The sequence below is a fragment of the Nonomuraea sp. NBC_00507 genome, from assembly GCF_036013525.1.
In the GTDB taxonomy this organism is placed as follows: domain Bacteria; phylum Actinomycetota; class Actinomycetes; order Streptosporangiales; family Streptosporangiaceae; genus Nonomuraea.
Genome location: NZ_CP107853.1, coordinates 398,606 through 411,863, shown reverse-complemented (window position 1 = coordinate 411,863; position 13,258 = coordinate 398,606). Strand labels below are relative to the sequence as shown.

The following is a 13,258-nucleotide window of genomic DNA, read 5'->3' as shown; positions in this document are numbered from 1 at the left end:
GGGCCTCTGCCGCCTTGTACGCCGCGACGGTGGCTCATGCACCGTCGCGGCGGCCCCATCGAAGGTCGAGAAGCGAGGGGGTCAGTCGACCACGGTGATGCGGTTGGTGGCGGGCGGCGCGGTGGGGTTGTTGGCGCCGAGGTAGTCGACGAAGGCGTCGATGTCCAGCGGCCCGCTCCACAGCTCCGTACCGTCCCGGAAGGCGACGAACGCGTCACCGCCGCCCACCAGGAAGTTGTTCGCCGCGACCCGGATGGTCTGCGCGTCCGTCACCGGCACTCCGTCGATCTTCATGTTCGACACCTTGGAGCCCCATGCGGCGCTCCGGCTGTAGGTGTAGGTGAAGTTGGCCGAGGGCTGGAGGATCTTGGTGAACGCCTGGTTGTTGGGCCCGCCGGTGAACTGCTGCTCGAGCAGCGTCTTCAGCTGGGCACCCGTCAGGGTCACGACCTGCATGAGATTGTTGAACGGCTGCGTGGCGAACGCCTCACCGTACGTCACCACGCCGTCGCCCTCGTTCGCCGGCGAGGTCGCGTACGTCAGCGGCTCCCGTACACCGCCCGGGTTCATCAGGGCGATCTGCGCGTTGCCGCCGGTCTTGGTGGCGGCCAGCTGGGCGTCGGCGATGAGGTCGCCGAGCGGGGTCTCGCCGGAGGGGGCGGCCACGGTGGCGACGTCGGTGGTGATCGTGCCGACCGGCTTGTTGGCCACCGGAGCGACGCGGTTCTTCCACGTCTGCACGAAAGAGGAAATTTCAGGATCGGGGGCAACCGTCCGCGTGACCACGTGGTTGTCCGCCACGACCGAGGCCCGCACGATGTCACGGGTCCGGACATTGACGTTCATGTCCACCTGCGTGATGACGCGGCCGAACGAGCCACCCTGCGAGTAGACGCGATCGTTGCCCGCCGGGTCCTTGACCTTGCACAGGTACGCCTGGTGCGAGTGCCCGCTGAGCACGAGGTCGACCTCGGCGTCCACCTGCGTGGCGATGCGGTTGCCGGCGCCAGGGATGGCGCTGCACGCGTCCGGCGACTGGCCGGTGGTCACCTGGTCGCCCTCGTGCACGAGCACGACCTGCGCCTTGACGCCCACCAGCTTGAGGAGCTTGGAGGCGACGTTCGCGGCCTTGACCTCGTCCACGAACTTGAGGTCCTTGATGCCCTCGGTTGTGACGATGCTCGGGGTGGTCTGCGTGACGAGTCCGATGAAGCCGATCGGCACGCCGTTCATCCACTTGACGCTGACCGGCGGCAACGCGGGCACGCCCCAGTCGGCCAGCAACTGCTTGACCTCCGGCTGCTTGGCGCCGAGCGCGGTGAGCGTGGCGAGCGCGTCGGTTTTCTCGCTGGGGTTCTTGAACAGGACGTTCGCGCCGACGTAATCGAACTGAGCGCCCTTCCACTCGCCGACCGGCGAGCAGCCGTCGGTCGGGTGGCAGCCACCGTCCATGATGCGGCGCAGCTCGGCGTACCCCTCGTCGAACTCGTGGTTGCCCACCGCGGCGACCTTGAGCCCCAGCTTGTCCATGAACTCGATGGACGGCTCGTCGTGGTACGCCGCGGAGATCAGCGGCGTCGCGCCGATGAGGTCACCCTGGGCCACGGCGATGGTGTTCTGGTCGGCCAGGGCCTTCATGTGCGTGGCCACGTAGGCCGCGCCGCCGGCGTTGACGGTCTGGCCGTGCTCGTCCACCATGCGGCCGGAGGACCCGGTGGGAGGCTCGAGGTGACCGTGGAAGTCGTTGAGCGCGAGCAGCCGTACGGGAACCGTACTCGGGGGGGCCTTGGTTGCGTCCGCCGGGAGGGTGGCGAGCAGGACCGCTCCCGACGTGACGACTCCGGCGAGCGCCAGCCGGAGTAAGGAACGAGACGTCATGTGCTTAGACGTTAGGGCCGGAAGCTATGCGGCCAATGTCGCAAAGATAACGATTTGTCGGGAGATCTCATGGCGTTATTTGCCAGTCGTACGCCTAGAGTTCTCGTGTGAGCGCGCATGTGAAGATCAGGGAACGGCTGGACGATTCGGAGATCGCCGAGGTGCTCGGCCTCGTGGAGGCGGCGACGGAGGCCGACGGCGTCCGCCCGCTCAACGAGCACGTGATGCTCCACCTGAGGTACGGCGGCGACCCCCAGGCGCGCTCGCTCCTGCTGTACGGGGACGCTTTGGCGGGCTATGCCCACGTCGATCCGACGGACGAGGTCGAGGGCCCGAGCGCCGAGCTGGTCATCCACCCGGCACACCGTCACCAGGGCCACGGCGCCCTCCTGCTGCGATCCGTGCTCGACCTGACCGGCGGCCAGGTGCGCCTGTGGGCACACGGCGACCACGCGGGCGCCGGCGCGCTGGCGGCGCAATTCGGCCTCGAACGCGCGCGCTCGCTCTGGCAGATGCGCCGCTCCCTGTTCGCCCCTTTGGATGCGTTCGTGCTCCCGGAGGGGGTGCGGCTGCGGACGTTCGTCCCCGGACAGGACGAGGAGGCCTGGCTCAAGGTCAACGCCGCGGCCTTCGCCCATCACCCCGAGCAGGGCGCGTGGACGATGGACGACCTGCTGCGGCGCGAGCGGGAGCCGTGGTTCGACCCGGAGGGCTTCTTCCTGGCCTTCCGCGGCGACAAGCTGGCCGGCTTCCACTGGACGAAGATCCACGGCTCGTCCGAGCACGGCCACGAGCCGCTCGGCGAGGTCTATGTGGTCGGGGTCGACCCCTCGCAGCAGGGCACCGGCCTGGGCAAAGCGCTCACCTTGGCCGGCCTGAGCCACCTGCGCGCCCGCGGCCTCGCCCAGGCGATGCTGTACGTGGACGAGGCCAACACCTGGGCGATCAGGATGTACGAGTCCCTGGGCTTCGCCCGCTGGGACGTGGACGTGATGTACGCGGTCGCGTAGCGGTTATTCCACGATCGCGTGGAGGAGGAAATAGGAGACGGCGGCCACCGCGGCGGCGGCCGGAATGGTCAGGATCCAGGCGGTGATGATGTTGCCCGCCACGCCCCACCGCACGGCACTGAGCCGCTTGGTCGCGCCCACGCCCATGATCGCCGAAGTGATCGTGTGCGTGGTCGAGATCGGCGCGCCGAACCCGATGGCGGCCGCGTACAGGACAGTCGCCGCCGCCGACTCGGCCGCGAACCCCTGCGGCGGGTCGAGCGCGATGATGCGCCGCCCCAGGGTGCGCATGATGCGCCAGCCGCCCGCGTACGTGCCGAGGGAGATCGCACCCGCGGCGGCCAGGATGACCCACTGCGGGATGGGATCGTCCGGCGCGGCGAAGCCGCCGACGGTGAGGGACAGGAAGATCACACCCATGGTCTTCTGCGCATCCTGCAGGCCGTGCCCGAGCGCCATGGCGGCGGCCGAGACGGTCTGCGAGTAGCGGAAGCCGCGGTTGGTCTTGCCCGGCTGGCTGTTGCGGAAGATCCAATAGATGGCGATCATGATTCCGGCGGCGAGGGTGAACCCGACCAGCGGCGAGAGGATCATCGGGATGACGACCTTCTCGAGGACGCCGTCCCAGTGCACGGCCTTGCCCCAGTCCGCGATTTTGGCCGAAGCCAGGGCCGAGCCCACCAGGCCACCGATGAGCGCATGACTGGAGGAAGAGGGCAGGCCGAAATACCAGGTGATCAGGTTCCACGTGATCGCACCGATGAGCGCCGCGGCCACGATGACCAGACCATGTGAACCGTTCGGCGCGTCGATGATGCCCTTGCCGACCGTCGAGGCGACCTGGGTGCCCAGGTGGGCGCCGATGAAGTTCATGGCCGCGGCCATGAACAACGCGGCCCTGGGGGTGAGTGCGCGGGTCGAGACGGAGGTCGCGATGGCGTTCGCCGCGTCGTGGAACCCGTTGGTGTAGTCGAAGACCAGAGCGACGACGACCACGCCGATGACGAGGGCGAGCGAGAGGTCCACTGGGCCTAGCTTTCTTTGACCGCGATGGACTCGACGGTGTTGGCCACGTGCTCGAAGGCGTCGGCCGCCTCCTCGAGGGCGTCGACGACCTCCTTCATCTTCATGACCGTGAGGGCGTCGTACTCGCCGCTGAACAGTTTGGCCAGCAGTCTCCTGTAGACCTGGTCGCCCTGGTTCTCCAGGCGGTTGACCTCGATCCAGTATTCGTTGAGGTTTTTCATCGACCGCAGCCGCGGCATGGCCTCGGCCGTCAGCTCCGCGGCCCGCTCCAGGACCTCGACCTGCCTGACCACGTCTTTGGGCAGATGATCGAGCTGGTAGAGGACGATGAGGTCGGAGGCGGCCTCCATGGCGTCCATCACGTCGTCGAGGTTGGATGCGAGGCGGTAGATGTCCTCGCGGTCGAACGGAGTGATGAAACTCTCATTGAGCCGGTTCATGATCGCATGAGTGCGTTCGTCACCGGCGTGCTCGCAAGCGCGCATCTTCTCGGCCAGGGCTTCCCTGTCCGAGCCCTCACTGATGATCTCCACCAGCAAGCGCGATGCGGTGACCAGGTTGTTCGCCGAGTCGGCGAACAGGTCGTAGTAGCTGTCCTCACGTGGCGTGAGACGCAGGCGCACGTCGTTCTCCAGCTGTGCGGGGATGGTCCGTGAAGAGAGTACGGCCTACCAGGCGAAATGCGAACTTCATCTCTCCTTCGCCTAATGGCTACCCGCCGTATGTTGCGCAACACCGGGATTGCGGGTACTTCTAGGGGCTTTTGCTGCTCGCACGCCTTCCCACCAGTACGTACGACCCCGCCGAAGGCTTGAGACGAGCCCTCCGATCACCTCAATGTTCTCTTTTTGTTCACCTTCCGTTCATCTTGTTCATATCTTCGTGCGGTGGAAGTTCCGGAACGACCGGGACGGCGTCGGCCCCCGCTGGCCCTGGTAGCGCGACCCGTACTTGGCGGACCCGTAAGGATGCTCGGCCGGCGAGCTGAGCTTGAACACGCACAGCTGCCCGATCTTCATCCCCGGCCACAGCTTGATCGGCAACGTCGCCACGTTCGACAGCTCCAGCGTCACATGCCCGCTGAACCCCGGATCAATGAACCCGGCCGTCGAGTGCGTCAACAACCCGAGCCGCCCCAGCGAACTCTTCCCCTCCAGCCGCGACGCCAGATCATCGGGCAGCGTGATCATCTCGTACGTGGAGGCCAGCACGAACTCGCCCGGATGCAAGATGAACGGCTCGTCCCCGGGGGGCTCCACCATACGCGTGAGATCCGGCTGCTCGATCGACGGGTCGATGTGCGGGTACCGGTGGTTCTCGAACACCCGAAAGAACCGGTCAAGCCGCACATCGATGCTGGAGGGCTGGATCATCTCCCGATCGAAGGGGTCGAGCATGAGCCGGCCGGTGTTGATCTCGGCAAGGATGTCGCGGTCAGATAGCAGCACGGAGAGCAACTTACCGTCCGGGTGGAAACTGCGCGGGCTCGGGATTGCTGTTGTGGGGCAAGTTTCCGCTACAGTGGAGGGCGCGACTTCGGGTCGTGCGCGGGTGTAGTTCAATGGCAGAACATCAGCTTCCCAAGCTGACAGCGCGGGTTCGATTCCCGTCACCCGCTCTCATAGAGAAAGCCCAGGTAGACCGATGGATTCGGTGCCTGGGCTTTGGTGTTTCCTAGGGCTGTTGATCTCTGCGTGCCATTAGCGTGCCATTAGGGCTTGTGATCACCCGGCGGGAACCAGCAGGCTGGGCGGGTCGTCGTTGTCGTCGTCGCGTGCCCGTTCGTGCCCGATCAGGTGCTTGTCGATGGCTTCGGTGATCAGTTTGTCGGCCCCTCTTGCCGCGTGCTGGTAGATCATCGCGGCCCGGACGTTGTCGTGACCCATCCGCGCCATGAGGTCCTTGAGTCCAGCGCCCGAGTCCGCCGCGATCATGTTCCCCGTGTGACGGAGATCATGGAAGTGCAGCCCCGGGACGCCGATCACCCGGACGGCCTCCATCCAGCCGGACAGCTTGTTGAACCCGCTCCGGCGCATGGGGCCGCCCTTAACTCCGGTGAAGACCAGAGATCCGGCTTCGGGCTTCACGTAGAGCCGCAGGTGCTCCCGCAGAGCCGGGATGATCGCTTGCGGGATGCCGACGATACGCTTCCCGGCCTTGGACTTGGGCGGACCAAGGACCAGCTCGCCAGTGGAGCGTTCCACGTAGGCCAGACGCACGCGGACCGTACCCGCGTTGAGGTCGAGGTCCGCTCGGGTCAGGGCGGTGATCTCGCCCCAACGCAGGCTCGCGAATGTGGCCAGGAGCACGAAGGCCCTGTACCGCCGATCGTGCGTGCAGTCGGCCTGACCGGTGTCGATCATCCGCCACAGCGCCCGCTCGGCTTCGGCTCGCGTTGGGAAGACCTCCGGGTAGGTCCGCATCTCGCCATGCCGCTGGAATCGGATGCGATGCCCCTCACCTCTCTTGAGTCCTCGAATGCTGCCCACCGGGCGGCGCCCGACCTTGTCCGCCAGCTCGAAGACCTGCCCCACGGAGAGGACCGGTCGCTCTTCGGCGTGCTCGTCGCCGGCCCCGCGGATCCGGCACGGGTTGCGGGAGATGATCCGGTCGTCCTCGGCCGCCGTCATGAGCACGGCACGGAGGAGGCGGTACGCCTTGGCCGCCATGCTGACGGAGACGCCCTTGCCGAGCAGATCCGCCCGCCACTGCCGAATCATCGCCGTGGAGAGCTTGCCGAGCGAGACGTTGCCGAGATACGGCGTGATGTGCTTCTTGAGCAGCCACCGATAGAGATCGATCGTCCTTGGCCGAAGCCCGGCACGCTGGTCGATCCAGGTTGCCGAATACTCTGCGAGCTTGACCTTGGCCCGCTCGGGGTCGGTCCACGTCCCGGCGAGGATCTTTCCCTCGATCAGGGTCAGCGCCCGGTCGGCGTAGCCCTTGCGCTCGTAGGTGTCCTCACCGGTCCTGATCCGCCCGTCCGGTCCGGGATAGCGGATCTGGAAGCGTCCCGAGGGCAGCTTGCGGATGTTGCCGAAACGGCGGTGGTTGTCCTTGTTGGCCATCAGGCGGCCCTCCCCGTTGCGTCGAAGGTCGTCATGGGCGCGACGGTCCCGGCGACGACGAAGGCGATCAGTGCGGACTCTCGGATGCGGACGTGCCGCCCGACCTTGACGAACTCGATCCGGCGTTCGGCGATCAGTCGGCGGACGAAGCGAACCGAGGTGCTGAGCAGTTCGGCCGCTTCCGGGACGGTGAACAGTTGGTCCAAGATCTCCTCCTCTCAGGCTGCCTGCGGAGTTGCCGAAAGTTCTTCGAGGCGTCTCAGGTGGGCGCGCCATCGCTGCCGTTCGGCGATGGACCTGAGGAGCCGGACGCCGATCGGAGCGACCTCGGGATCGCCCGGCCTGACCGGTTGCCAGACGTAGCGGTGTGGGTCGGTGGGTTCGTCGGCCTGGCCGAGCGCTTCCAGGACCCAGGTGCGGCGGTCCTGCTTGTGTTCGGCGAGCGTCTTGTTGCTCCACTTCCGGGAGACGAGGACCCGGCGACCGGCGTAGCCGAGGTGTTCGGGCTTGTGAGCCTTGGACCGGCAGCGGCCGGGAACCATCCCCGGCTTGGCGTTCTTGGGCTGAACGCCGTACCGGAGCCAGTTCGGGCAGGTCGGTGAGCACGGCTCGTAGCGGAGGGCATCGACGAAGCCGGCCGCGTGCTCCCGCTGAGCCTGATCGTCCAGGGTCTCGCCGAGGCTCTTCGTCAGGTACTTGGACAGGTACCGGATGCACTGATCGGCGTCCGGCGACCCGGCGAGCACGCCCTTGACGTCCACCTGATCGCCGAAGCGGATCACGTGCATGGGCTCGTCGTCGAGCTGGTCGAGTGCTTCGTCCCAGGTGCGTAGGACCTCGCCCGTCTCTGGGTCCACGTAGCCGTCGTTCCAGATGGGCAGGTGGTCACCCTCGAAACGGACTTCATCCGCCTGAGGCCACCAGACCTGGTGATAGGTCGCCGCCGCGATCTGCTTCATCTCGGCGCGCGGCAGGGTGCCCCGGACGGCCATGTGCAGATGCGGAGCGAGCCGCTTCTGAGGTTCCACCGTGGCGAAGTACTGCACGTCATAGCCAGCGACCCGGCGAAGGTTCTGCACGAACCGATCCACGAGCTTGGAGAAGTGCAGCGCGTCACGGGCCGCCCGAACGTAGTCGTACGTGTCCGGATCGACGGGGGAGCCGTTCATGACCTTGCCGTAGCTCGGCAGGGTGAGCGTGACGAACAGAGAAGGCCGGTAGGTCCTGCCGTCTGACGCCTCGAAGGTCCGCCCCAGAGTCGTGCTGGCCATCTTCCGCTTCGGCAGGTCAGGCGCGTCCTGGCGGCGCTTGGTGGAGCGGACGCGCTTGGACCCTGTACGACCGAGCACGTTGCCGCGCATCCCGGCCTCGTTGATCTCGATGTCGAGCCCGGTGAGCACGGCGTCCAAGTCGGAGGTGTCGCCGCCGGCCCTTTCCTCCTCGTCGCGCTTGGCCTGCATGTCGGCCCGGAACTCGACAAGCCAGCGCTGCCCATCGGTCGCCTCGTCGGGCGTGATGATCGGCTCCTCATCGAGGTGCCATCCCTCCCGGCACTGCGCCATCCGGAGCCGCCGGTTGCGCTCGGCGCACGGAGGACACTTGCTCTCCAGCGGTGAGCCGCACGGGACATCGACGATCTCTGACTTGCCGGTCGTCATGTCGAGCCGCTTGAGCGCCACGGGACGGATGCAGACGCCGTGAAGCTTGGCGATCTCCTCGGCCACGTCGCGGGCGAGCGGTTGAGCCATGCGGATGGCTCGCGGAGTCTTGCGGTCGTTCAACGGACCTCCTCTCCAACCTCGGGGAACGTGAGCGCGATCTGTCCGCACTCGGAGCACTCGACCAGGCCGCGCATCGCGTCGAGCCAGAGAACATTCAAAGCACGGCACGAAGCGCAGCGGAGGCCGTCGAGGAAGTGAGCCCGTGTCATCGGACCTCACCGACCATCGCGCGGATGTCGTCGTCGGAGACGTACGCGGCCCGTACGCGGATCGGATCGGGACTGGTCTCCAGCCGGACGTATCCGACGCCCGCGCCCCGTTCTGGACGAGGGGAGATGCGGTCGGCCAGCGCGCCGCGATCCCTTGCCCCGTCACCGAGCACCATGTCCACCTGCTCCGACTCATCGAGCCGCAGAGCGATCTTGTCCGGGAAGAGGTTGCGGATGTTCATGACCTCCTTGCGAGGGTCCTGGAGAGCCGCCAGGACACCGACACCGACCGCGCGTCCCTGAGTGGTCAGCGTGGCCAGAGCAGCCGAGATGCGCTGCCTGAGCTGCCTGTCGGACTGGTAGGCGGTAAGGAACGCCACCTCATCGACCACGACCAGGACGAACGGGTCGTCGAGAGTGGGTATGTGTGATCGTTGAACTCCAGCGAAGCGAGCGGCACGCTTCTGCATGACGCTCACGGCCTCGTCGAGCAGGTCAGCGCAGTCAGCGGGATCGGCCGCGTACCGGCCGCCGAAGAGAGCCCTGCCGTACGACAGCTCCATCAGCTTCGGGTGGAGCGCCCAGATCTCGACCAGGCCCGCATGCATGGCAGGTATGAGGCCACGAATCGCTGACCAGATGATCGAGCCCTTGCCCGCCCCCGTGGCCCCGGCGACGAGGACATGAGTCCCGTGCAGTCGGAGGAGCCACGGCGAGCCGTCCTCTTGCCTGCCGATCTCGACCGCCCCGACAGTCGGGGTATCCGGGATCGGTAGCGCTGCAATCGGCGTGGCCAGCGGATCGTGACGTGGGAAGGTCAGCACGAGCTGACCGGCCCTGGCCACCGCGACCCGACAACTCTCCGACCCGAAGCCGTGGGACAGGTTCTCGATCCTGTCGGACCAGTCCTTGACCGCTTGGCCGTCGAGCATGCGGACGGTGAGCCGATCGGCCCAGGAGTCGGAGGTGACCTTGACCAGCCGCGGAACGTACTCCCGTCCGCGTATGTGCCGAGCCAGCCCGGAGACGGTCATGACCGGTTGCCAGTGCCGCCGATAGATCCAGAACCAGCGTGCGAAGGCGACCAGCCGCCAGCCGATCCACCGCGCGAACGTCGGCCTGTCGAGGATCGCCCAGGCGCCCATGGCCACGAGAGCGGGAACGACGAGCAGCAGCGCGACGCGCCAGCCGTACACGAGGCAGAGCCCAGCAGGAACGGCGATCGCCGCCAGCACGACGGGATGCCGCCAGACAAGACGGAAGAGGCCGGCTACGAACCGGGCGATGAAGATGACCAGAGTGATGATGGCCGGGGTCTGCACCACGGCCGGTTTGAAGACCACCGCTGTGTCAGGGGTGGTCGAGACGATGCGGTGCGGCTCGTCGCCGGGCATCCTCTTGAACATTAGGGTGAAGTCCTTCCATGCATGTCGCGTGTGTGCGGAAGACCGAGGGGCCGCCGGAAGTTGCCGCTTCCTGCGGCCCCGCTGAGCATCAGGCCGCCTCGCCGTCGGTGGCCTTGCCTGACTCGCCGGAGTGCAGCCGCTCGCAGTCAGCCAGATAGCGAGCGGCGGCGTTGAAGATCTCGCGAGCAACGGTCAGGTCGTTATCGGTCACCGGTCCCGACGTCGAGACGGTCACCGAGGCGTCCTGGGTGTCGAGGTCGAAGCAGGGCTTGCCGTTCTCCCCGAGCCAGGCACGCGCCCGCAGCTCCGCCGAGCAGAAGGCGATGCTGAACCGCGACGGCTGACCGGGACGTAGGGAGACGGTGACGTAGGTGTACGGGCTGAGCGTCATCGACCCGCCACCCCCAGACCGTTCGGGAGGCCGTGGAACATGCGCTCCACCGCTCTGGCGAACATGGCGGCCTCTCGCGCCAGAGTCCGAGCGAACTCGACGTCGTCGAGGGTGACGTGATCGTTGGCCGACGTGGTGACGAGCACCTGCGTACCGCCGAAGACGAGCCCCAGGACCGGCGACCGCTGCGGGTGCGGATGGTTCCGTGCGTCAGCGCCCTGACCGACCTTGAGCGCGATCGTGCTGACCGGACGGGCCTTCCGCCGCCCCATCACGCTGCGTCCTTGGTAGCGGTCGTCGCCCTACCAGCCGGACGAGGAGCGCGCATCTCGCGAACCTTGATCGAGTACGCCAGCCTTCCGGCCTGGTTGACGTACGGGGTGGCGGTCATCTGGTCGAACTCGACCGGCGTGAACGGCAGCCCGGCCATAGGAGCCGGAGGAACCGGCTGAGTCGGGCTGAGCAGCTTGACGGAGACGGTCTTCTGAGCCGCCTTGAGCGTCGGGTCGGCATCCATGACGCTGACCTGCCAGACGAGCTCTCCGCTCTGCTTGTCGCGGGTCTGGACGAAGCGCCCGTTGGTCGAGGCATCGAAGTCCTTGACGGGCTCGACGTCGCCCACGATGTAGCAGCCGTGCGGGAAGACCATGTCGAACGTGACGGCGATGGGACCTTGCAGTGCCATGAGGCTTGCTCCTAGCTTGTCGTCTTGTCGCTAACTCGTCTTGTCGAGTTGTCATGAAAGTACCCGCAGGTCAGGGACTTGACAACACGAGTTAGCGGGATTTCTTCAAGATCTTTTAGGGGGCCATGACAAATCCATCCATAAGCCATTGCGGCATAGCGGATGGATCGGTTTAGATGACGATCAACTCCACGTGATCTCCAAAGCTCGTGCGGGGACCATGTGGCAGTCGCACCGATATGGGACCGTGCAAGGAGTGCGAGATCTCGAAATTACGGTACGACCTCAATCATGCCCGCGACATGTCGCTCAAGAGTGAGCCCGACGATGAAGCCATGAGGCCGCCGCCTGGCGGTCGTGGGGTAGATATCGTCAAGATCAAAGCCCGCGCCCGACAACTGGCTAGACGTAGGCTGACGAATCAGGAAGAAAAATCCCAAAGATGGAGAATCGCCCTTATTCGGGCTGAGTGCAGCGAGCAGGAGCGCCGCAGAAATGGGCTCTGACTAGAGCGAGTAAGAGTCCTCTAGCTCGTGAAGGTCCCCGGGGAGCACCAGATCCACGACGAGTACGGGCCGTCCTCCGCCATTGAACACGCTCGCCAGAACACCGAGAACGGGCGCGCTCTTGCGAATCTCCATGAGCTTGGCCTCGTCGGTTGAAGGGTGCCTTGCGCTCAGTCGTTCGACGACGTGTTGGAGCTTGAGGCCCTTGCTCGCTCGCAGATGTTCCCTGATGCCGGCACTAAGGGGCTGCGCGTCGCCGAGCTGCGTCCCCTCGGCCCGTTGAACCGGACACCACACGGTGAACAGATCCGTGGGTCGCTCATCATCACGGAAGAGGACGCGGCGCCGTACGACCGTGGACCCCTCCGGCACGTCCAACAGCTTGGCGATTGCCGCACTGGCTGCCAATGATCCGGCGTCGATGACCGTGCTGTTCTCGTCGGCTTCCACACGGTCCAGGACGGCGCGGCCCGGACGGGGGTTCTGGCTGGACGCGCCCGGCGGAGCCGCCTTCACGAAGGAGCCCTTGCCATGTTCCCGCTCGATGACGCCGCGGAGCTGGAGAACCTGGAGTGCGCGGACGACCGTTGGGCGGCTCACCTTGAAGTCTCGAACAAGCTGCGTCTCGGAGGGCAGCAGAGAGCCGGGCGGATAGGTCCCGTCCGCGATCTTTTGCCTGATCGTCTGCACGATCTGGGCGTACTTCGGGGGCGCGAACTCTTCAGACGACATGACGACCACCCAACAACTCGACTTGTCGTAAAGCCTAGTTCGAGTTGGACGGCCTGTCTCCCCCTCAACTACAGGAAGCGTACGAACTGGTGGAGGAACCATCTGACTGCGCTACAGACAGCCCCTCCACCAGCACCAAGACGCGACGGAATGGCACCCCTGTACTCGCCAACCGCCGCGCCCGCCTATCGAGCCTCGCCATTGAGGAGGGCAATCCAGGCGTCCTGTGCCTCCTTGGATCGCCAGCGATACGTCTCGTGAATCTGCTGCACCACTCCATCGAGACGCGTAGTCCGACGGATGTAGACAAGGCCACCCTCGCGACACCGTTCGTAGATGATGTCCTCGCACTCGCAGGTGAACTCGATCACGCGCGGCGGACCCTGCTCGCGGACCACCTCCCGCCAGACCAGGCGCATGCAGTCTGGCCGAAGCGGACCAACGTGAGGCGCAAAGCAGCCGACGTAGACGTTCACAGCAACGCACCCGCCCGTCCGGTCCCGCTGCACCGCCAGCAGTCATCGCGGTGTCGGTCATCAGGAGCGGCGTCGCCTGAGTTGTTCTCGGCCACCACCACGGCCCGGCGGAGGCTGACGTACTTCCAGCCTCGCCCTGAGCAGGAGTTA

Annotated in this window: 14 protein-coding genes and 1 tRNA gene; 2 read left to right on the top strand and 13 right to left on the bottom strand. The window is 66.2% G+C overall.

Annotated elements, in window-relative coordinates:
• Positions 1-81: 81 nt before the first annotated feature.
• Positions 82-1,878 carry a bifunctional metallophosphatase/5'-nucleotidase gene (locus OHA25_RS02110; RefSeq protein WP_327585937.1) on the bottom strand — a complete coding sequence of 599 codons (1,797 nt, stop codon included), beginning with the start codon at positions 1,876-1,878 and terminating at the stop codon, positions 82-84.
• A gap of 107 nt (positions 1,879-1,985) precedes the next feature.
• On the opposite strand from OHA25_RS02110, the gene mshD reads away from it, so the two are divergent.
• The gene (mshD, locus tag OHA25_RS02105; RefSeq protein WP_327585936.1) at positions 1,986-2,888 is read left to right on the top strand and encodes a mycothiol synthase; all 903 of its coding nucleotides are present in this window, start codon (positions 1,986-1,988) and stop codon (positions 2,886-2,888) included.
• A gap of 3 nt (positions 2,889-2,891) precedes the next feature.
• Here mshD and OHA25_RS02100 read toward each other — a convergent pair whose 3' ends face one another.
• The 3 genes from OHA25_RS02100 to dcd all read right to left on the bottom strand — a co-directional run bounded on the left by OHA25_RS02100 (position 2,892) and on the right by dcd (position 5,362).
• Complete coding sequence (locus tag OHA25_RS02100) at positions 2,892-3,914, bottom strand: inorganic phosphate transporter (RefSeq protein ID WP_327585935.1); 1,023 nt, start codon at positions 3,912-3,914, stop codon at positions 2,892-2,894.
• Positions 3,915-3,919: 5 nt separating this feature from the next.
• Positions 3,920-4,537 (bottom strand): DUF47 domain-containing protein, encoded by a 618-nt coding sequence (locus OHA25_RS02095; RefSeq protein ID WP_127939425.1) that lies wholly within the window; start codon positions 4,535-4,537, stop codon positions 3,920-3,922.
• 249 nt (positions 4,538-4,786) lie between these two features.
• Positions 4,787-5,362 carry a dCTP deaminase gene (gene dcd / locus OHA25_RS02090; protein WP_327585934.1) on the bottom strand — a complete coding sequence of 192 codons (576 nt, stop codon included), beginning with the start codon at positions 5,360-5,362 and terminating at the stop codon, positions 4,787-4,789.
• 99 nt (positions 5,363-5,461) lie between these two features.
• Here dcd and OHA25_RS02085 point away from each other — a divergent pair.
• Positions 5,462-5,532 (top strand) — tRNA-Gly (locus OHA25_RS02085).
• 106 nt (positions 5,533-5,638) lie between these two features.
• On the opposite strand, the gene OHA25_RS02080 is transcribed toward OHA25_RS02085, so the two are convergent.
• The 9 genes from OHA25_RS02080 to OHA25_RS02040 form a co-directional block, all read right to left on the bottom strand.
• On the bottom strand, positions 5,639-6,982 hold the full coding sequence (locus OHA25_RS02080; protein WP_327585933.1) for a tyrosine-type recombinase/integrase: 1,344 nt from the start codon (positions 6,980-6,982) through the stop codon (positions 5,639-5,641).
• Entirely contained in the window at positions 6,982-7,188 is a 207-nt protein-coding gene (locus tag OHA25_RS02075) for a helix-turn-helix domain-containing protein (protein ID WP_225271124.1), read from the bottom strand. Before OHA25_RS02075 ends, OHA25_RS02080 begins: the two co-directional genes overlap by 1 nt.
• A 12-nt stretch (positions 7,189-7,200) precedes the next feature.
• On the bottom strand, positions 7,201-8,730 hold the full coding sequence (locus tag OHA25_RS02070; RefSeq protein WP_327590908.1) for a replication initiator: 1,530 nt from the start codon (positions 8,728-8,730) through the stop codon (positions 7,201-7,203).
• Positions 8,731-8,908: 178 nt separating this feature from the next.
• Positions 8,909-10,318 carry an FtsK/SpoIIIE domain-containing protein gene (locus OHA25_RS02065; protein ID WP_327585932.1) on the bottom strand — a complete coding sequence of 470 codons (1,410 nt, stop codon included), beginning with the start codon at positions 10,316-10,318 and terminating at the stop codon, positions 8,909-8,911.
• A gap of 88 nt (positions 10,319-10,406) precedes the next feature.
• Positions 10,407-10,709: a hypothetical protein gene (locus tag OHA25_RS02060; protein ID WP_327585931.1), complete on the bottom strand. Its 303-nt coding sequence runs from the start codon at positions 10,707-10,709 to the stop codon at positions 10,407-10,409.
• Positions 10,706-10,981: a hypothetical protein gene (locus OHA25_RS02055; protein ID WP_327585930.1), complete on the bottom strand. Its 276-nt coding sequence runs from the start codon at positions 10,979-10,981 to the stop codon at positions 10,706-10,708. The genes OHA25_RS02060 and OHA25_RS02055 overlap by 4 nt, the downstream gene beginning before the upstream one ends.
• A complete protein-coding gene (locus tag OHA25_RS02050; RefSeq protein WP_327585929.1) occupies positions 10,981-11,394 on the bottom strand; it encodes a plasmid replication, integration and excision activator in 414 nt (137 codons plus the stop codon). The genes OHA25_RS02055 and OHA25_RS02050 overlap by 1 nt, the downstream gene beginning before the upstream one ends.
• A gap of 506 nt (positions 11,395-11,900) precedes the next feature.
• On the bottom strand, positions 11,901-12,632 hold the full coding sequence (locus OHA25_RS02045) for a GntR family transcriptional regulator (RefSeq protein WP_327590907.1): 732 nt from the start codon (positions 12,630-12,632) through the stop codon (positions 11,901-11,903).
• A 185-nt stretch (positions 12,633-12,817) separates the two neighbouring features.
• Positions 12,818-13,108, bottom strand: a complete 291-nt coding sequence (locus OHA25_RS02040; RefSeq protein ID WP_305914892.1) for a hypothetical protein — start codon at positions 13,106-13,108, stop codon at positions 12,818-12,820.
• Positions 13,109-13,258: the final 150 nt, after the last annotated feature.